The sequence below is a fragment of the Psychrobacter sp. BF1 genome (genome assembly GCF_019279065.1).
GTDB classification, from domain to species: domain Bacteria; phylum Pseudomonadota; class Gammaproteobacteria; order Pseudomonadales; family Moraxellaceae; genus Psychrobacter; species Psychrobacter urativorans.
On the sequence record NZ_JAGYWV010000001.1, the window covers coordinates 349982 to 370903 of the forward strand.

Here is a 20922-nt window from a genome sequence, read left to right on the forward strand (position 1 = left end):
TCTTGCCTAGCAAGGCTTCAAAAAACGCGCTAATCTTTGGTTAGTAATTAGAATTTTAATGCAGTTGAGTATAATGTTGACCAATAATACCACGCCTCCTAAGAACCCTATGGATGAAGATCCGGCCCAAAGAGATGCCCGTTTACTGCGTCATTGGTACCCGTTGTCCTTCCTATTAAAACTGCTTATTTTGATCCTTACCGTATTAGTGATCATGTTTGCGGTTTTTTTCTATATGGCAGGTACTGAGTCAGGTACTGAATTCCTACTAAAGAAGATCAGTGCTGAGACTGGTATTGGGTTCAAATATGGTAGCGGTAATTTACGCGATGGTATTTGGGTCACTGATATTGATATCAAGGCCACTGAAGATATCCAAGTATTGGTGGATAAAGCCTATGTAAAAATAGGCTGGCGGGCAGTTTTTGCTAAAGAAGTTCATTTGCGTGATGCCAATATCCAGCGTATTGATATTATCAATAAAAAAATGCCAACTGGCGAGCCTTTTGACTATAAAACTCTTAAGTTACCCGTCAACTTGCGTTTTGATCAAGCAAAAGTAAAAACCATAGTTTATCAACAAGTCAGCAAAGACCCTATTGTAATCCATGATATTTTTGCGCGTGATCTTACTTGGGTTGGCAGTCAAGTGACGGTAGGCGGTGGTGATTTGCGCTATGCTGATATTGTCAAAGTCAGTGCTTTGAAAGGTAGTATTGATTTACAAGGGGATTACCCATTAGATTTCAGCGCCATCGCTGAAGTCAGCGCCTTAGAAAAAGCTTATGTAGCTCCGCTTGATATCACAGCGACTGGTAGTTTAAAGCGTACCGTAGGTAAAGTGCGTAGCCGTTATAACGAAGGTGATGTACGTGGCGAAGTAGTGATACAAGGCCTGGATGCTGGTGCGCCTTTTGAAGCCAAATTACAGTGGGATGACCTACTTATTCCTTATGCTGATGAGCAAAAAATCCATCTGAAACAAGGTCTGCTTACTGCCTCAGGGGTTCTCTCCGAGATACAGTTGCGCATTAATACAGAATTGACCGCTAAAGACATCCCTTCAGGTCATTATCAAGCTCGCGGTATAGTCGCTAACAGCCAACTGCGTATTGGGCAACTCAATGCTAATGTACCTGCTGGAGACTTATTGGTGCAAGGAGTTCTGGACTGGAAAAACAGTTTTGATGCCAATTTGCGCGCTACAGGTAGTAACTTCGATATTCGACAGGTTATTCCTAAAGAGTATGCAGAATATAAAGTCTATGCACCCAAAAAGCTCAATGGAGAGCTATCCTTTCATTATCAGCATAATAATAGCGCTGGTAACTTAGAGATAGATGCGGATCTACGCCAGCGTGACGGCGAGCATGTCAATGCTAATATTATACGCGGTAAAAAACCAGTTAGATCTAAGCAGCCAGCGCCTTTGTATATCGATGCCAGCTGGCAAAACCTAAAACGTCAGGATCTTCCTAATATAGGTAATGTTGACAGTCCAAGTGGGAAAGCAAAGGTTACTGTTCGTGGCTCAAGCTTGTCTGTCGACTATAACGCGGTTATTAATGAGTTGAACATAGCGCCAAAAGGTAACTACGATGTGCGCATGCGCAAAGTGGCTAACGTAATCGATATCGATCGTTTGAATTATAAAGGTATTGTCGGCGACCTTTCAGGTACTGGTCAGATTCAATTGGCCAGCAAACAGCGTCCGCTAACTTGGCAGATAGATGCTCGTACTAAAGGGTTGTTACCTAAACAGTATCGCAGCGACTTACCGATAGAGCGCTTAGTAGGACGTATTAATGCTCGCGGGCGTTTACTCAATATTAGTAAAAACCGAGTAGAAGGTCAGCGTCATATCATCAGCTTTGATAATACTGACCTGCAAGTCAATCTTGATAATACTCAAGACAGTCGTGCTATAGGCATCGTTGGCGGTGGTGATGCTAGTATTGATGTTATCGGTGGTGAGCTGTCAGTATTCGATGCTCGTTTTGAGGGGCAAATTGATACCGCTGATGTGCCAAAAGGCCGTTTATCTATCGATGCTGCCGGCACGCCTAAGCTAGTTAATATTCGTAAATTAAATTATGCTGGTGAAGCGGGAGCGGTAAAAGCCAAAGGGGTGGTTGATCTCCGCAAAAACCTAGGCTGGAAACTAACTGGGCGTTTTGATAACTTTAACGTAGGTTATTTCTTGCCTAATAATCCAGCTATAGTGACTGGTGACTTAGTGACTAGCGGTGAGTGGCAGTCAGCCCCTAAAAACCAAGTTAACGCTAAAGGTAAGTTACAGCAGTTTGCTATCAACTTTGATGGGATACTTGATGCTGAGCAATTGCCAGCTGGTAAGCTAACCTTAGATGCTAGTGGCGACTCACAGCTTATTCGTATCAAGCGCTTCCGTCATGTGGGTGCTGCTGGTAGTATCGATGCTAAAGGCACCGTAGATGTGCGTAAAGCAATAGCGTGGAATATTAATGCGGTTATGGATCGCTTTAATCTAGGTTATTTCCTCAAAGATACCCCCAGTGTGATCACAGGAACGATTGATACTGATGGTAGTTGGGGTAAAACCAAACAAGTTGTTAATTTAAAGCGCTTTAATTTAAGCGGAAGTTTGAAAGGACAGCCGTTGACGGCCAAAGGTAGCTTGTCAGCTAAGCTCAATCTACCAGCAGATCTTTCCAGTTACTTTAAGCGTCTCCAAACTCAAGATGCTGAAGCGCAATATAAGCAAGTTAATGGCCTCATTGAGAGCTTGAATGCTAACGATGTCGTACTGCGTTGGGGAGACAATTACCTGACGGCTAATGGTAATGCTAAGCAGTTAGAAACAAAAATCAACATCACTAGCCTCGATCAGCTCTCAGATAAATTAGCGGGTAAAGTAACTGGCGGGGCCACTTTATCGCAGCCCAACGGAGAGGCGCTACCAACAATTTATATCGATTTGGTAGGCGAGCGTATTTCGTTACCTGGCATTATCCTACGTCAAGGTCAGATACGCGGTAAGCTAGTCAATCTGGCTAATAGTCCAAGCCAGCTGATTATCAGTGCCGAAGGCTTAGATGTCTCTGGTCAGAGTTTCAAAAATGTCAATGCCGCCTTTAATGGGACTGAGCAGGCACACACCCTAAATCTTGCTGTTGCAAATGATCAGCTTGATATCTCTGCTAGACTCAAAGGCGGGTTTGACCGTGCCAAGCTTAGCTGGTCCGGAGCTATAGGGAACGGTCGAGTTAAGTCTCAATATGCCACTCTAGATCAAGTACAACCAGCACAATTGATCGTCAATTTGCCAAGTAATAATAATAGCGATCTAAAAGTACAGTTGGCAGCGCATTGCTGGCAGGCTGCAGATCAGACTGGTAAGTTATGTTTGCGCGAAAACTTAATAGCATCTGCTGCCGCAGGCCAAGTCAACCTCACTGTACAGAAGATTGATACTTCATTATTTGCTATATTTTTGCCGGACGATATTGATTGGCATGGCAAAATCAATGGTAAGGCAATTGTTGGCTGGCAACGTGGTAAGCCGCCAACTATTAATACTACTTTATACTCGGACAACGGCAAAATCGGTTTGATTCAAGACGGAGATGCTGAACCGGTAACCTTGCCCTACCAGCGGGTATCGCTAATTGCTTTATCCGTTCCTGAAGGTTTAAAGCTGCGCTCAGATATCAATACAGGGCGCGGGGCTCGTGGCTACGCTGAGGTCATTGTTGATCCTTATAAAACCCCAAAACCTATCTCAGGAGCTGTAGTCCTTAACGAGTTAAATCTAGCAGTATTTAAGCCTTTCTTCCCAGGTATGCGGGTATTAGAAGGCAATATTACTATGGCAGGGGGCTTAGGCGGAACTTTAGATAAACCGCAGTTCTATGGGGATGTCAAACTAGTCGATGGTCGTGTAGCGATGCTAGACTTACCAGTCAATCTGTCCAAAATTGGGGCTACTGCTAAGATTCGTGGTACCCAAGCGACTGTCGATGGTAAGTTCAATAGTGGTACAGGGGCAGGTACTTTGACAGGGACTATCGATTGGCGTGAAAAGCTGCAAGCTAAGCTAAGTATTATTGGTGAGCGCTTAGTGTTGACTCAGCCACCTTTACTACTAGCTGAAGTCAATCCAGATATAGACATCATCGTGCGACCTAGTGATCGTTATGTCAATATTGCTGGGGCTATCAGTGTGCCATCCGCTACTATTCGTCCGCCAGAAGCTAGTGAAGATATTATCACTCAGACTGAAGACGCCGTGGTGCTAGATAGACGTTTAATTGGTAATATTGAGGAAGTACTAGCGATCTCTAAACCTTGGTCAATCAATGCTGATATTGGTATAGATTTGGGTGATGATATCAACTTCCGTGGTTTCGGTGCTGTTATTCCTTTGGCTGGCGCTATTAATGTCACCCAAAATGGCACAGGCGTCATGCGAGCGAAAGGGGTGGTTCAAGTAGCACGTCGTACTAGTATTGACGCTTTTGGACAGAGTCTCGAACTCAATTATGGTCAAGTGCGTTTCAATGGCGACGTTATGAAGCCTAACTTAAGTATCGAAGCGGTTAAAACTATCAGTGATAATACGGTGGGTGTGCGAGTTACGGGGTCTATAGAAAGTCCTAATATTATAGTATTCAATAACGCCGGCTTAACCCAACAGCAAGCTATGAATGCTTTAGTTACCGGTCGTATCAATGATGGCAGTCCTTCTCAGATTAGTGAACAAGGATTCAAATCACAAGTCACCAATAACTTAGCCGCTGCTGGCTTGAACTTTGGCTTAAGTGGTACTCGCAGTCTGACTAATCAAATAGGTCAAGCTTTTGGTCTACAGAGCTTAACGGTTGAAGCCTCAGGCAATAGTGAAGATACTAACGTTAACGTCACAGGTTATGTTACTCCTGATTTATATATACGCTATGGGGTCGGGGTGTTCAACGCCCAAAGTAGTCTGTCCATCCGTTATCAGCTGACTCGCCGTATCTATGTCGAAGCAACCTCAGCTGCTGAAAATGCAGTCGATGTAGTGTACAGCTTGCAATTTTAATCGCTGGTAATGGTATTAGTTTGCAATTGTCCTAGCTCAGCAAGGTAGCGCATAAACGGTATAGACGCAGGTTAGATGTTGATTAATAAGAACAGCCAATAAAAGCTGCCAATAAAAAACGCCTTCTAGTTAAAGGCGTTTTTTATTGGCTAACTAATAATATTTATACTGACTTCTAAAGCTTTTTTTTGATAGCTTTTTTCTCAATAAGTAAAGATTGGCCGTCTTCAGTCATCTACGCGGCTATTTAGTCAAAATCAAGCGGTTGTTACGGGTAAGGCGTAAGCGATATTCTTCGCCTTCGTGTTCAATACGCACCTCATTAGTCAGCGCAAATAAGTGCTGAGATTGCATAGTAGGCAAACGGTTGTCACGGTAGTTTAGATAACGAGAAATAACGATGCTCATAATAAATTCCTTTTGATGAGTGGCTAGGGTGTGAGTTATAGGGATAAAAATCAGTGCCAAGCTAGCTAAATAAGCTGAGTAAATAGGGTAAAGACAGAAGTTGGAAAACACTAACTTTGCTTAAGTAACGATAATCATTATCATTTACTATTTTGTAATTTGCAAGCAATTAAATAAATAAATATTAGCAATTAACTAAACTGATGTATTTAAGCCTTTATAATGAGTACTACTACGGACTTTTCTACTACAAAAAAACCGTACTCAGGCTAATTATAAATTTTTTAGGTGTGATTTATGCAAGGTGAAGTTGTAGCGCAGCAAGCCGCTATCGATACTAATAAGCCAAATAATGATCAAGCTGCTACGGTTATCAATGTGGCAGTAGCGGTTATTCATTATAAACAACAGTACTTGCTAGGGTTTCGTAACCGTAACCAACATCAAGGTGATCGCTATGAGTTCGTTGGCGGCAAGATAGACAAGGGTGAGGATGCAAGCGCGGCATTGATACGGGAAGTGAGCGAGGAGACTGCTATTGATATCAGTAATACTAGTATCAATGTCGCAGTGAAACTGGGTCGTTTGTATCATGATTATGGCGATAAAAAAGTATGCTTGCAGGTCTATAAAGTGGCGCTTAGTAGCGAGCAATATCAACGACACAAAAATGATACTTATGGGTCAGAAGGGCAAGCCTTAACTTGGGTCGATGAAGCTGAGCTGTTAGCAGGGCAGTATCCATTACCGGCAGCTAATCAGACGATCTTGGCTTGGTTGCGACTGCCAGCACAGATAAGTATTAGCTATCCTTTAGCGCACTTTCACTCAGCTGATAATAGCCGTAAGGCATGGTTAAACTACCATGAGCAGCATATCGCCAGAGGCGCTTGGGTCTATATCAGGGTCAAAGATCACCACTCAGCTTCCCTTGCCGAGCAGCTACTAGCATCAAGAGCTGATATTTATAGCATAGTGCCCAACCAAGACAATGTTAAAATCAGCCCTGAAACTAGTAACACCTCAGATGATCGAAGCCTGAATAGGCGAGTCAATGCTGTGCATCTTAGCCATAGCGAGCTGTTAGAGTGGTTTGATTCTTGCCAACATAGTGCTAAAGATAGGCAACCCTTGACTACCGCCTATCCCTTGATAGTCAGTTGCCACGATGTAGCTAGTATTCAAATCGCTAATAAATTAGCTGCGATACGCTTGCAACATAAACAGCCGCCGGTTATCGGTATTTTTTTAGCGCCAGTACTAGCAACGGCAACCCATCCTGATACTAGGCCGTTAGGATGGAAAGCTTGGTCATCGTTAGCCCAACTAGCTGATATGCCAGTAATCGCTTTAGGGGGGCTAGCGCCAAAGTTAAATCAAGTTGCAACTAGCCACGGCGCCACAAGTATCGCAGGAATCCGTCAATTTTTAATGCATTAATCTAGCATCAGTTTAAGCTTGAGCCATGAGCTACTAGGTGACATACACTGGCGTCTGAATGGTTCAATAATAAAAATCAATAGTAAAATACTGTACAGCTATAATTTAAGTTATTGTTTTAGCTAAAAATTACAAAGCCGTTACTAGTGACTGCTAATTGTGAATGCAGTGCATTGTTATTTACAAACCGTTGCTTTTCCCTACATTGCCACACTAGTTAGCTGACTACCATGCGCCTACTATAGAATTTGAAATTGGATAGCATTTTCTATCTCATAAATGCAGATAGAATGAATATACTTTAGTTGATGACAGTGTGAGTTACTAATACTGTTAGCTAGCAATCGAAAGTCATTCAGCCATTCTAATAACTCATTATATAATTGATAATGGTATTTTTTATGAAAACCAATAGATTACCTGATTCAGTATGGACTGATTCACAGGCAGCTGGTTCTCAGTCGCATCAGTTTAGCCAAGCCAGTAGTCCATACTTGAGATGCGATAACACTCACCAGACTGGCCGTGCCAGCAATGATGCCAGCTACGAAAATGAAGTTTCACAAGCAATGGCTAAAGTTATTGCTAATAAAAAAAACGCGCATACCGCCAGTGTATCAGGTATGCCTTATGTCGAAAAAGCTATGAACATAAATGGTGATTATAAAAAAGCGACTAGCGAAACTAGTTTTTCTCGCAACTCTATAGCACATAGCAACGATGCACTAAGCAAAAAAATTAAGCAAGATTTTCAAGATTTTACATCTACTAGCGGTATTCAGGTAAATATCGAAGCTGACAATGCCGAACCCCTTATGCATAATAGCCGTGGCAACCGCAATCTTGTCAATAATAATAAAATTAATAGTAAAATTAATAGCAATATTACAAATACTGATAAGTCAAACCCCTCGAAGCTAGGGTGCAAACAAGTCGTCAACCAACAACATAACAACATCCCAGAGCGTATATTCATGAATGGTTTACTTAAGCATACCGCTATTGCGTTAGCAATTATTATACCTTTAGCTGCCTTTTCTGCTTATGCAGCACCAGCTAACATAGTTAGCAGTACTACTACTGGTAGTAGCCCTACTGCTAGTATGAAGGCGGCAACCTTAGCGGTTGAGCCTGCTGATATTATGCATAAATCTGCTACTACTCCTACTACAGTGGATAGTGTCGATTTAGCAAAGTATGCTGGTACTTGGTATGAGATAGCCCGTTTACCTATGTATTTTCAGCGTAATTGTGATCGCGATGTGACGGCTACTTATACTAGCAAAACGGATGGATCAGGTATCGTTGTTACCAATAAATGTGTGGGTAAAGACGGCAAGGGGATTGCCGCAGATGGCTTAGCTAAACCAGTAGATAGTACTGGTAGTAAGCTAAAAGTTACCTTTTTGCCTTCTTGGATTCGTTGGTTGCCAGTAGGCCGTGCTGATTATTGGGTACTAGCGCGCGATGCTAATTATCAAACAGCTTTAGTAGGCACCCCAGACAAAGATTATCTTTGGTTACTAGGTCGTACGCCTGATATTAGTCAGCAAACTTATGCTAAGTATCGTCAGATTGCTCAGCAACAAGGTTACGATCTAAGAGAGTTTAAGTTGACTCATCAAAGTAGTCAGACTGTTAACTTAGTGCCTTAAGATTTATCAGCTATCTATTGGTTGGTTATCCGCATGCTACCTGCTGTTTATCGCCACTTAGTTGCCTCATTTAGCTTGCCAATGCTGATAATAAGCGGTTTTATCCCCCATAAAGAATAGTAATTACGGTTATCACTGGCAAAATAAGGCATTTTAGGCTAAAATCTAGGCGATTTAGAGGCTGTTATGGCCCTGACAGTGATGATTTAGACCTCGTTGCTGTCTTATTATAGCTACATTAATAATGCTATTCCCCTCAAGGCTATTTGCCTCATTTTTTACCGCGTTTTAACTATTTATACCCTATCTCTTAATTGTGCTATTCATTTTACTGACTATAAGGATGTTTCTCGTGAGCAATGCTAATACCTTACGCCAATTACATCAAGACCGTTTGAACGATTATAATAATCAAGAACAACAAGTGATCGAATTAATCGGTCTACTTAATAAGCTCTATAATGAGCAAGACGTACAAGTTACTTTGTTTGGTGAGGCTATTGATACCACCTCAATCAACCAAGTACTAGCGCTGCACCAAAAAGCAGCTATCCGTCATCAAGACAGTAAAGCCATTGCGATTGCTGATACGTTAGCAATGGTCAAAGCTTTAGCGGCTAGTGATATCCAAGCTACTCGTGTTGATGTCGGTCAGTTAATTACTAATGGCAGCGATATCCAGCAAGTATTACAAGCGCTGAGCAAAGATGATAATACTGTAAATGGTGCCACTGATGTAGTGCTGTACGGATTTGGTCGTATCGGTAGAGTATTGACTCGCTTGCTACTTTCGCAAGCATCGAGCGTCAAGGGCTTACAGCTAAAAGCTATTGTTGTGCGTCCTGCCGCTGCTGGTGATTTGGCCAAACGCGCCTCATTACTTGAGCGTGATTCAGTTCATGGTGGTTTTTTAGGTAGTGTTAGCGTCGATGAAGACAATAATGGCTTGCTGATTAATGGCCGTTTTGTACAAGTTATCTATGCTAAAGACCCAAGTGAAATCGACTATACTGCTTATGGTATTAACGATGCGTTGATTATTGATAATACGGGTATCTGGAAAGACGAAGATGGCTTAGGTAAGCATTTACAGTCAAAAGGCGCAAGTAAAGTATTATTGACTGCCCCTGCTGGCGGCGAGATCAAAAACGTTGTTTATGGAGTCAATAACGACACTGTCGGCGATGACACTATCGTGAGTGCGGCTAGCTGTACTACCAACGCTATCACCCCAACCTTAAAAGTACTCAACGATGAGTTCGGTATTGAGAATGGGCATGTAGAGACTATTCACTCTTTCACTAACGATCAAAACCTTATTGATAACTATCATAAAGCCGATCGTCGTGGTCGTAGTGCAGTGTTGAATATGGTTATTACTAGCACTGGCGCTGCCAAAGCTGTTGGTAAAGCATTACCAGAGCTTAGCGGTAAACTGACGGGCAATGCTATCCGTGTACCAACGCCAAATGTGAGCCTAGCCATTTTGAATTTAAACCTAAAAACTGCTCCAGCTAGTGCTGATGCGTTAAATGAATTTTTACGTAATATCGCTAACAGTAGCACTTGGCAATCACAGATTGCTTATACTGACTCTACCGAAGCAGTGTCTACTGACTTTGTTGGTACTAAGCATGTAGGCATCGTTGATGCTCAAGCGACTATCGTTACTGATAATCATGCCACTGTATATATTTGGTATGACAACGAAGTCGGCTACAGCACGCAAGTATTGCGTTTGGCGACCCAAATGGGTGGTATCAATTACGCACAGCTTCCAGCTTAATTGATAGCCGATGCTTGCTTATCAATAACAGTCAGCTATTTTATTGCTAGCTATGATCGGTCGGTAGCGTTTCAATGTTACCGTTCAATGTTATACTAGTGATACTATGATCGATGCAAATTGATAGAATAGATAGCACCCGATAGTCAGATTGGTTATCGGGTGTTTTTGTAGTAATTTTTGTTAGGAGCATTTGTTAATAGTTGTTGTTAAAATAAACTACTACAAATCGTCAAAAAACTCGCTGATAATAATAGCTAATCATACAGCTAGTTTGTTTTTTTATAGCAGTGCTGTATTTATGCTGCTTAGCTCGATTATGAACTCCAGTATTGAGGCTTTTATTTTTAAGTGTTGAGAATTTTATTTTTAAGTACTTTCTAAATATTAAAGCTTTTATTAGTATAAAAAGGGTAGCTTTTATCTACACCAATATTGAGTGTAGCGCTACCAAAACTTGCAATATTCTAAGCTTGTAACGCTATGAGAGAGTCAATGACTGTTCTGATAGATTATAAGTAAGATTGACAATTAAGGATTGAAACATGCGATTTATTGATGAAGCCGTCGTAACGGTAAAAGCGGGTGACGGTGGCAATGGTATCGCCAGTTTCCGCCGAGAAAAGTACGTTCCTCGTGGTGGCCCTGATGGTGGTGACGGTGGCACTGGTGGAGACATTTATGTCATCGCTGATGACAATACTAATACTTTAGTTGATTATCGTTATACCCGTCGCTACGATGCGATGCGCGGTGAGAATGGTCACAGCAAAAACTGTGCTGGTAAAGGGTCAGATGATATTTTCTTACCAGTCCCTATTGGTACTACGATTATTGATACTGAGACTGATGAAGTTATTGGTGATATGACTGAGATTGATCAGACTTTGTTGATTGCCAAAGGTGGCGATGGCGGCTTAGGTAACACCCATTTCAAAAGCTCGACCAACCAAGCACCACGTAAAGCCACTTCAGGTTTTGAAGGTGAGCTTAAAGTACTTAAGTTTGAGCTAAAAGTTGTTGCAGATGTTGGGTTGATTGGATTACCTAATGCTGGTAAGTCCACCTTTATTCGTCAAGTATCTGCTGCTAGACCGAAGGTTGCTGACTATCCGTTTACCACTATCGTGCCTAATTTAGGCGTAGTTGATATCGGCCGTCATCGCTCTTTTGTTATGGCTGATATTCCTGGTCTTATTGAAGGGGCCTCAGAAGGCGCTGGTCTTGGTATTCGCTTTTTAAAGCATGTGGCACGTACGCGCCGTTTGCTACATATTGTCGATGTCCAGCCTATTGATGCTACTGATCCCGTCAACAATGCTCGTATTATCCTTAATGAGCTTGAGCGTTTTTCACCTGAATTGGCTAATTTGCCACAGATCTTAGTCTTGAATAAGATTGACCAAATTATCGATGCAGAAGAGTTAGATGAGCTATGCAATCATATCGTAGCTGAACTTGGTTGGACTGGCGATGTGTTCCGTACTTCTACCTTAACGGGCGAAGGTACTGACGCTGTCAAATACCACTTGATGAATGAAATTGAACTTGAGCGTGAGCGTGAAGAAGAAGATCCAGAATTTGCTGCAGCCCAAAAAGCACGTTTTGAGCGCTTAGAGATAGAAGTGCGCCGCAATACTGAAGCTCAGCGTGAAGCTTATCGTGCCGCTCGTAAAGCCCAGCGTGAAGGTTTAGAAGTAGAAGATAGTAGTTTTGATTATGATGACGAAGGTTTTGATGATGATGATGACGGTGTTGAAGTCGTCTATAGTCCTTAAGCTATTGCTATCAACAGCAGTTGCTAGCTAGCTTGCTTAAGACTGCTGTTATGATGGTTGAGTTAATTTTTATAAGCTATTTTTAGATTTAATTTTTGCAACATACAGGAGTTTTTATGGCAGTTGACAGGGAACAGGCGACCGAAGAGGCAAGGTTCATCAAACAAGATCGTAACTTTGATATTCATCGCGTTATTGTCAAGATTGGCTCGTCGCTATTAACTAATAATGGTCGGGGTCTCGATCGTACTGCCATTTACGAGTGGGCAAAACAGATTGCAAGATTGCACAACAAAGGGATAGAAGTACTCTTAGTATCATCAGGTGCCGTAGCTGAAGGAGTAGTGCGCATGAACCTTGATGAGCGCCCTAAGAAATTAGCCGCTCTACAAGCTTGTGCTTCTATTGGCCAAATGGGTCTGATTGAAACTTGGTGGTCGGCATTGATCCAACACGGTATTCAAAGCTCTCAGCTGCTTCTTACTCACGATGATTTGTCTAACCGTAGTCGTTATTTGAATACCAGCAGCGCCCTGACTCAGCTATTAGAGTGGCGAGTATTACCAGTCATTAATGAAAATGATACTATTACTATTGATGAGATAAAATTTGGTGATAACGATACTCTAGGGGCGATGGCAGCAGCGATGGTTAATGCTGACTTATACATCATTCTAACCGATCAAGAAGGGGTGTTCACTGATAACCCACGTAACAATCCTGATGCTAGAATGATTCGTCAAGAACGAGCTATGGCTGACTATCTATTTGATATTGCTGGCGACGGCGGTAAATTAGGTCGTGGTGGTATGCTAACCAAAATCCGTGCTGGTCGTTTGGCCGCTATGGGTGGTTGTCCGACCGTTATTGTTAGTGGTGCTATCGATGATGTTATCACCCGGGTAGTTTCTGGTGAAGCAGTAGGTACTTTGCTAACTACTAACGATCAAGACAAAATTATTGCTCGTAAACAGTGGATAGCGGCACATCTACGCATGTCCGGTACTTTGATTATTGATGCTGGCGCTGCTAAAGCGATAACTGAAAATAATAGAAGCTTATTACCAGTCGGGGTCGTTGAAGTTCGTGGCGATTTTGATGAAGGTGAAGTAGTACAGATTATCCATCAGGATACTGGTGAGCGTTTAGCAGTAGGCCAAGTGAATTTTTCATCGAGTGATGCCCGTCGAGTGGCTCGTGAGCGCACTGGACAGTTTGATAGAATTCTCGGTAATAATGAAGAGCGTATCGTTATGGTACATCGCGATAACTTAGCTTTATCTATGTAAAGACCATTGCAGCGACTGTATAGCAGCCGTCTTGATAATGATTTTATTTTAATAATAAGTATTTTAATTCTGACAATAATAAATATTATTGTATTTTGGAGATTTAGGCATGAGCGTCTTAGAACAAAATTCTACGTCTAACCATGATTTCGCCCCTTTAAAGAACGATAGACTGCTACGTGCGCTACGTTTTGAGCCAGTAGATACTACTCCAGTATGGATGATGCGTCAGGCAGGGCGTTATTTACCAGAGTATAAAGCTACTCGTGCTGAGGCGGGAGACTTTATGAGCTTGTGCAAAGATACTGCACGTGCTACTGAAGTCACGCTACAGCCATTGCGTCGTATGGACTTAGATGCTGCAATTTTGTTCAGCGATATCCTCACTATTCCTGATGCAATGGGGCTAGGTCTATACTTTGAGGCTGGCGAAGGTCCTAAGTTTAAGTATCCTATCCGTGAGCAAGCAGATCTTGACCGTCTGCCAACGCTCGATGTGAATGATTCGCTTGATTATGTGATGCGTGCGGTGACTAGTATCCGTAAGGCTCTAAACGGCCAAGTACCCTTGTTCGGCTTTTCCGGTAGCCCTTGGACGCTTGCTACTTATATGATTGAAGGCGGCAGCTCAAAAGATTATCGTTATACTAAAGGCTTCTTATATAGCAAGCCTGAGTTTTTGCATCAGTTGCTTGATAAGATAGCTATTTCGGTGGTTGATTATTTAGATGCCCAGATCGTTGCTGGTGCCCAAATCGTACAGATATTTGACAGTTGGGGCGGAGCGCTTGGCCATCGTCAATTTATTGAATTTTCGCATGCGTATAATAAGCGTATCGTTGCTGAACTAAAAGTACGTCATCCGCATACTCCTGTAGTGTTATTTACTAAAGGTGGTGGTCTCTGGCTAGAGACGCAAGCTGATAGTGAAGCTGATGCCTTAGGACTAGACTGGACGATGCCACTTGATCGCGCTCGTCAAGTCTTAACTGAAAGTCAACGCCATCTTACTGAGCAAAATAAAAAAGTACAGCGTAGCAAGGCTCTTCAGGGTAATTTAGATCCAGCAACGCTTTATGGCTCACCAGCGACTATACGGGCAGAAGTCAACGCTATGTTAGACTTAGCTTATGCTAATGGTGAAAAAACAGGCTATATTGCCAATTTAGGTCATGGTATTACTCAATGGGTTAATCCTGAAAACGCCAAAGTCTTCATCGATGCCGTACACGATTATAAACTGTAGCTTTTAAGGGTTATATAACTCAGTAGTTTATTAATTATTATTTTGTTAAGTAATATAGATAAGTAATAGGAAGACTTATGATTTCAGCAGCTATAGTCGGCGGTACAGGATATACCGGTATTGAACTTATTCGTTTGTTGTCTGCTCATCCTGAGGTGTCTATTGACCTATTAACCTCGCGTAGTGAGGCGGGCAGACGCGCTGACGATATATTCCCCAGCCTTCGCGGTATCTCAGATATCGTATTTAGTGATCTGGGCGATGATACTTTAGCTGCCTTACAAAAATGCGATGTGGTATTCTTTGCTACTCCACATGGAGTGGCTATGCAACAAGCGCAAGCACTGACGCAAGCTGGTGTTAAAGTCATAGATCTAGCGGCTGATTTTCGCTTGCAGTCTTTGGTAGATTTTGAGCATTGGTATCAACAGCCGCATGCTTGTCCTGAACTGTTAAAGACAGCGGTTTACGGCTTGCCTGAATTGAACCGTGACAAGATTGCTAACGCTTTAGTAGTAGGTAATCCTGGCTGTTATCCGACGACTGCTATTTTAGGTCTAAAGCCGATTATTACTTTGCAAAATGAGCAGTCTCAGCGTTTGATTGAGCCGCGCATTATAATCGACGCAAAGTCTGGGGTTTCTGGGGCCGGTAGGCAGGCAAGTTTGGCACTCAATTATGCTGAAGCTACTGATAATTTCAAAGCATATGGAGTCACCGGTCATAGACATTTACCAGAGATTGAGCAAGGCATTGAGCAATTACTAGCCAGCAAATTCAGCCAACGTGTGCGCTTTTTACCCCATTTAGTGCCGATGATACGCGGTATGTTCAGCTCTATTCATTTAGAGCTAACAGCGGCAGGCACTGCTGTCGATTGGCAGCAAGCATTTGAGAATAGTTATGCAAAAGAAGGGTTTATAGATGTGTTACCGAGCGGTAGCTATCCAGATACCCGTAGTGTGCGTGCTAGCAACCGTTTGCGTATAGCTGTCCATCAAGATAATGAGCGGCTTGAGCTGACTATAATGGTCGTGCAAGACAATTTGGTCAAAGGCGCAGCAGGGCAAGCAGTACAGAACTTGAACGTTATGTTTGGTCTCAATGAAAGCTTGGGACTAAATGCGGCCCCTATTGTTCCTTAACGCTAAGTTGCTAGTTGTTGCTTTATATAGTTTGTTAGATAGATTTTTTATGACTGTAAGCGCTGATGACTAATGAAATAGGGGATTTGATGACTGAATCTCTTTTACGCTTTAGTCACTGTGGTTACAGCCTCATGCTAGGTATTGACGGTAAATTCCGTTATAATACTTCGCCTTTACTGTTAAGAGTACCCGTATAAATGCGTGTTAAGACTGCCCTACGCTTGCATTCGCAGCCTGCACGATTGTTGTGTTACGCTCCTGCATCTACAGCATCAACTGCTGCACCCAATACTATAGTTAGTGCGCTTGCTGATGATACCTTAGTGTCAGACGCTACAATAGACAGCTGCATGCCTTCTACTGCTTATAATAGCAATTACCATCACCGTATTAGTAGGCAACAAAGCGGTGCTAGTACTTTGCTGTTAGCCTTATTCGTGGTCGCTATATTAGTAACTTCGATTGTTGCAGTATTGCTAGGTCACAAGCTAGGTTATCAGAGTGGTTATTACTCTCAAGCTTCTAAAAACAAGCAAGTGATTGAGAACAGCGAACAGGCTACTACTGAGCTCAAAGACTTGCGTATGAGCAATAAAGTCCTTGCTAGTACAGCGGCTACAGCCAAACAAGAGCTGTCGATTAGTCTGAAAAATTTAGACGAGCTGCGTCAAAGCAAGCAGGAGTTAGAAGTTGAGAGTAAACAAGTAGCCCAACTTAATGAGTTCTACGCTGATTTTATCAGTGAAAAGGGTGGGATGCCTTTGCAAGTACTTGGTGCAAAAATTGAACCTTTGCCAGAGAATGCTTTTGAATACGGTTTTGATATAGGTATGCTTAGTAAAGATGCCTCAGCTAAGACTCTGACTGCTGTGTTAACCTTACAAAATAAAGACGATTTTGTAGAAGTACCTTTAGATCCTTCGCGTTTTTCTATCCAAGGTATTGTACGTATTCGTGGTCGTTTTGTGATGCCAGCTGGGTTTAAGCCTCTACAAGTTAAGCTTAGTTTGAAGGCGGGTAATGAAGAGGTTGAGCAGCTTTATAACTGGACAGTAGGGGCTATGGTAGATAGTATGCCGTTGTCGTTAATGGACTTACCAGAAGTTGATCAAAGCCCTATAGGTAGTGAAAAACTTGCCAGTATCAACGGAAAAAATCCGCAACAGTCGCAGTAGCCATAGTTATGTTTTTATAATAGTCATTACTTGTTAATGGCCATTGGTACTATCTGCTTTATTACTCTTGTTTAACAATAAATTTTGAATTGATTTTATGACAAAGCAGACCTTAATGACTTATGAGCAAACCGTAGCTGACTGGCATTTTCCAAATATACCAGTAGATCAGCGTGCCCAAGATAGCGACCCTGCAGGCGAGACTACTCCGCAGGCAGATGTATTGGTTGCTGAGCCAGAAGTAGCTAAGCCACCAATGTATGCCGTGGTGATGTACAACGATAATTACACTCCGATGGAGTTTGTAGTGTACATTTTGCAGTCAGAATTTCGTCATAATGTAGACTCTGCTGTCGAAATTATGCTCACTATTCACAATACCAGCAAAGGTATCGCTGGGATATATCCAAAAGATATCGCCGAAACCAAAGCCAAAAAGGTCAACAGTCTGGCCCATCGTGAAGGCTATCCTTTATTGACCCAAATTGAACCACATCAAGGCGAGTAATTAGTAACGTTCGCTAATAATAGTTGGTTGCACGCATAGTCATGCTCATCTCGTTACCTATGCCAGTTTATGATGGCTGGCGCCCTCGCTAGCCATGACTCACGGTCATCAGTGTTGCTTTTTATCTAAGTGTTATATTTATAAGTCTTTTATCCTTGTCACAAACCAACTTAACTTCTTGACACTAAGGGTTGATAATAAGCGTATTATTTACTCTTGATTTCCTCACCAAACAGCCTTATATACTACTTGTCATCAGCATAAGTATCATTCGTTATTATCTGTTCGATCATTCCACTTTTTACTCTTTAGTTTCATTATCTAGTTTTCATAAAAGTATCTTTTTAGTTCTCTAGCATTGCTACTCTAATAGCTGATTTTTTCTACAAATTAGCAACACCTAATCTAACTTGTGCCATTAGTTACAAGCTTTGATACATTTTAGCAGCGCTTAAAAGATTGACTCTAAGCGTTTATCATGTTGATATGAATGCATGTCTATTGTCATTGCTATGATAATTATTAACGCGGTTAGTAACGTGTTCTCGTTTGATACTATTACGTAATAATGATGCCATCGCCCTTGAACAAACTGTTTACCGCCCTGATTTAACAATCAAGTAACTCATAAAGCTATCCGCTTATAAAGATAGGTATAACCGTAGGAATCCGTTATGTTAAGTCGTCATCTTGAAGTGTCTTTACGTTTAGCTATGACGCTTGCGCGTCAAAAATCACACGAGTATCTTACCGTCGAACATCTGTTGTTAGCCCTGCTGGAAAACACCCATGCTGTTAATACTTTAACGGCTTGTAATGCTAATGTCTCAAGTTTGCGCACGGAACTTGAAGCTTATATTAATAAGCATACGCCGACTGTAGATGTCGACATAGAGCAGTCACCACAACCTACTCAAAGCTTCGATCGTATTTTGCAGCGGGCAATATTTCACGTGCAATCTATTGGCGGTGGTCGTTTAGTTGAAGGCTCAGATGTCTTAGTTTCTATGTTCTCAGAGCATGACACTTATGCTGTCTATTTGCTCAAAAAGCAAGGTATCAGTCGTCTGGAACTCACTCAATACTTGTCACATGGTCAAGATAAGGCTGAGTCAATTGAGCCGCGTGCGTCGAGCACTGGCGAACGTCGTAGTGCTTCTGAAAAGACTAGTAAAGATCCGTTGGTCGAGTTTGCTACTAACTTAAATCAGCGTGCTGCCGAAGGCAAGACTGATCCGTTGATTGGTCGTGGCCCGGAGATTGAACGTGCGGCTCAAGTATTATGCCGCCGCCGTAAAAACAATCCGCTATTGGTTGGTGAGCCGGGCGTTGGTAAGACTTCTATCGCTGAAGGTTTAGCTTGGTTGATTATTAATGACAAAGCCCCTAAACCGCTAAATGGTTGTGTGATTTATAGCCTAGATATAGGAGCACTAATCGCCGGTACAAAATATCGTGGTGATTTTGAAAAGCGCATGAAGTCTTTACTTGATGCGCTAAAGAACAAGCCTAACGCTATTTTATTCATCGATGAAATTCATATGATCATTGGCGCTGGTTCGTCAATGAGCAGTAATATGGATGTGTCTAACCTTATCAAACCCGCCCTTGCTAACGGTGAGTTACGTTGTGTAGGCTCAACGACGTTTACTGAGTATCGTCAAGTGTTTGAAAAAGATCATGCATTGTCACGTCGTTTCCAGAAGATTGATGTAAAAGAGCCAACTATCGATGAGAGCATCGATATCTTGCGAGGTCTTAAACCGCGTTATGAAGAGTTTCATAATGTTGAGTATACCGATGAAGCTTTGATAAGTGCAGTACAGCTATCCGCTAAGCACATCCATGAGCGTTTCTTGCCCGATAAGGCAATTGATGTTATCGATGAAGCGGGTGCTTATAAGCGTTTAGGAGTGATTCCTGATGCCGACGATATTCAAGCTGAAGAAAGCTTTATCGCTGATTTAGAAAAACAGATCGATGAGTCAGATTATGATGAAGATGATGATATCGAAAACCAGATGCTTGATGATTCTACTGCTGCTAAAGCAAACGATGATTCTAGTTCTGATAACGATACGCAGCAAGCCGGTCTTGGTAAAGTTAAGGGTAATAAAGCACCTATAAAAATCGATGTGAGTGATATTGAAGCTATCGTCGCTAAGCTAGCACGCATTCCACCCAAGTCAGTATCCAGTGATGATAAGAGCATCCTTCAGCACTTAGACCGTGACCTAAAACGTTTAGTATTTGGTCAGGACGAGGCAATTGCTAATCTAGCTGACGCCATTAAGCTGTCACGTGCCGGTCTTAAAGCACCTGATAAGCCTATAGGCTCATTTATGTTTGCTGGCCCGACTGGGGTTGGTAAGACAGAAGTCTCACGTCAATTGGCCAATTTGTTGGGTGTGGAGTTAGTACGCTTTGATATGTCAGAGTATATGGAAGCTCATACTGCTTCACGCTTAATTGGTGCACCACCGGGCTATGTTGGTTATGATCAAGGCGGCCTGCTTACTGAAAAGATCAATCAGCATCCGCATTGTGTCTTGTTATTTGATGAGATTGAAAAGGCGCATCCAGATGTCTTTAACTTGCTATTGCAGGTCATGGATCATGGTACTTTGACTGATAATAACGGCCGAGTAGCTATCTTTAAACAAGTGGTTGTCATTATGACCACTAACGTTGGTGCTGATAGTATTAGTCGCTCTTCTATGGGCTTTACTCAGCAGGATCATAGCCGTGATAATAATGAAGCACTCAAACGGGTCTTTACTCCTGAATTCCGTAACCGTCTCGATGCAATTATCCAGTTTAATGCTTTAGATGCATCAGTGGTTGTCTCAGTAGTTGATAAGTTCTTAGTTGAATTGCAAGTTCAGCTTGATGATAAGCAAGTTACCTTAGAGATTGATGATGAGGTTCGTGAGTACTTAGCGGACAAAGGCTACGATCGTTTAATGGGCGCACGTCCAATGCAGCGTCTGATTCAAGACGAAATCAAAAAGCCGTTGGCGAGTATGATTTTGTTTGGTGATTTGGTCAACGGTGGGGTAGTACATCTCACTTTAGAGCCAGAGAAAACGGCGGATACAGACTCGGTTAACCTTGATAAAAACAGTGATAAAGGTTCAGCGGATAGCCGTATTATACTCACAGTAGTCGAAACCCATGAGCCACGTTCAGACTCTGAATCATTAGCAAGCTAAGCTAGAGCTTTTGCTTTATAAAAAACGGTTACTACGGTAGCCGTTTTTTTATAGCTGCTATTTGCCCAGCCTTAAGATAATTTGTCTTACTAGAGGGTTATATTCAAACAGTCTTGTATCAAATTTTTGTCGTATCAAAGTTTTTATTATTATTAAATATAGTTATTTAATATAGCTATGAAATACAACTATTGGCTATAATTATTAAGGGTAAT

At 42.0% G+C, this 20922-nt stretch carries 12 protein-coding genes; 11 read left to right on the forward strand and 1 reads right to left on the reverse strand.

What is annotated here, in order from left to right; all coding sequences use genetic code 11:
* Positions 1-73 precede the first annotated feature (73 nt).
* Positions 74-5062, forward strand: coding sequence for a translocation/assembly module TamB domain-containing protein (locus KZA12_RS01445; RefSeq protein WP_218688961.1), 4989 nt, complete (start codon positions 74-76; stop codon positions 5060-5062).
* Between the two features lie 243 nt (positions 5063-5305).
* Here KZA12_RS01445 and hemP read toward each other — a convergent pair whose 3' ends face one another.
* On the reverse strand, positions 5306-5470 hold the full coding sequence (gene hemP / locus KZA12_RS01450; RefSeq protein WP_201622320.1) for a hemin uptake protein HemP: 165 nt from the start codon (positions 5468-5470) through the stop codon (positions 5306-5308).
* Between the two features lie 297 nt (positions 5471-5767).
* Here hemP and KZA12_RS01455 point away from each other — a divergent pair, with 297 nt between their 5' ends.
* The 10 genes from KZA12_RS01455 (at position 5768) to clpA (ending at position 20707) form a co-directional block, all read left to right on the forward strand.
* Positions 5768-6910, forward strand: coding sequence for an NUDIX domain-containing protein (locus tag KZA12_RS01455; RefSeq protein ID WP_218688962.1), 1143 nt, complete (start codon positions 5768-5770; stop codon positions 6908-6910).
* 401 nt (positions 6911-7311) lie between these two features.
* Positions 7312-8565: a lipocalin family protein gene (locus tag KZA12_RS01460; RefSeq protein ID WP_218688963.1), complete on the forward strand. Its 1254-nt coding sequence runs from the start codon at positions 7312-7314 to the stop codon at positions 8563-8565.
* Between the two features lie 343 nt (positions 8566-8908).
* The gene (locus tag KZA12_RS01465; RefSeq protein ID WP_218688964.1) at positions 8909-10351 is read left to right on the forward strand and encodes a glyceraldehyde-3-phosphate dehydrogenase; all 1443 of its coding nucleotides are present in this window, start codon (positions 8909-8911) and stop codon (positions 10349-10351) included.
* 545 nt (positions 10352-10896) lie between these two features.
* Complete coding sequence (cgtA, locus tag KZA12_RS01470; RefSeq protein WP_218688965.1) at positions 10897-12129, forward strand: Obg family GTPase CgtA; 1233 nt, start codon at positions 10897-10899, stop codon at positions 12127-12129.
* A 116-nt stretch (positions 12130-12245) separates the two neighbouring features.
* Entirely contained in the window at positions 12246-13418 is a 1173-nt protein-coding gene (proB, locus tag KZA12_RS01475) for a glutamate 5-kinase (RefSeq protein WP_201622315.1), read from the forward strand.
* Between the two features lie 109 nt (positions 13419-13527).
* On the forward strand, positions 13528-14664 hold the full coding sequence (hemE, locus tag KZA12_RS01480) for a uroporphyrinogen decarboxylase (RefSeq protein WP_201622314.1): 1137 nt from the start codon (positions 13528-13530) through the stop codon (positions 14662-14664).
* Between the two features lie 77 nt (positions 14665-14741).
* Entirely contained in the window at positions 14742-15809 is a 1068-nt protein-coding gene (gene argC, locus KZA12_RS01485) for an N-acetyl-gamma-glutamyl-phosphate reductase (protein WP_218688966.1), read from the forward strand.
* Positions 15810-16009: 200 nt separating this feature from the next.
* Positions 16010-16987, forward strand: coding sequence for a hypothetical protein (locus tag KZA12_RS01490; protein WP_201622312.1), 978 nt, complete (start codon positions 16010-16012; stop codon positions 16985-16987).
* Between the two features lie 97 nt (positions 16988-17084).
* Positions 17085-17495: an ATP-dependent Clp protease adaptor ClpS gene (locus tag KZA12_RS01495; RefSeq protein ID WP_201622311.1), complete on the forward strand. Its 411-nt coding sequence runs from the start codon at positions 17085-17087 to the stop codon at positions 17493-17495.
* 674 nt (positions 17496-18169) lie between these two features.
* Positions 18170-20707: an ATP-dependent Clp protease ATP-binding subunit ClpA gene (clpA, locus tag KZA12_RS01500; RefSeq protein WP_218688967.1), complete on the forward strand. Its 2538-nt coding sequence runs from the start codon at positions 18170-18172 to the stop codon at positions 20705-20707.
* Positions 20708-20922: the final 215 nt, after the last annotated feature.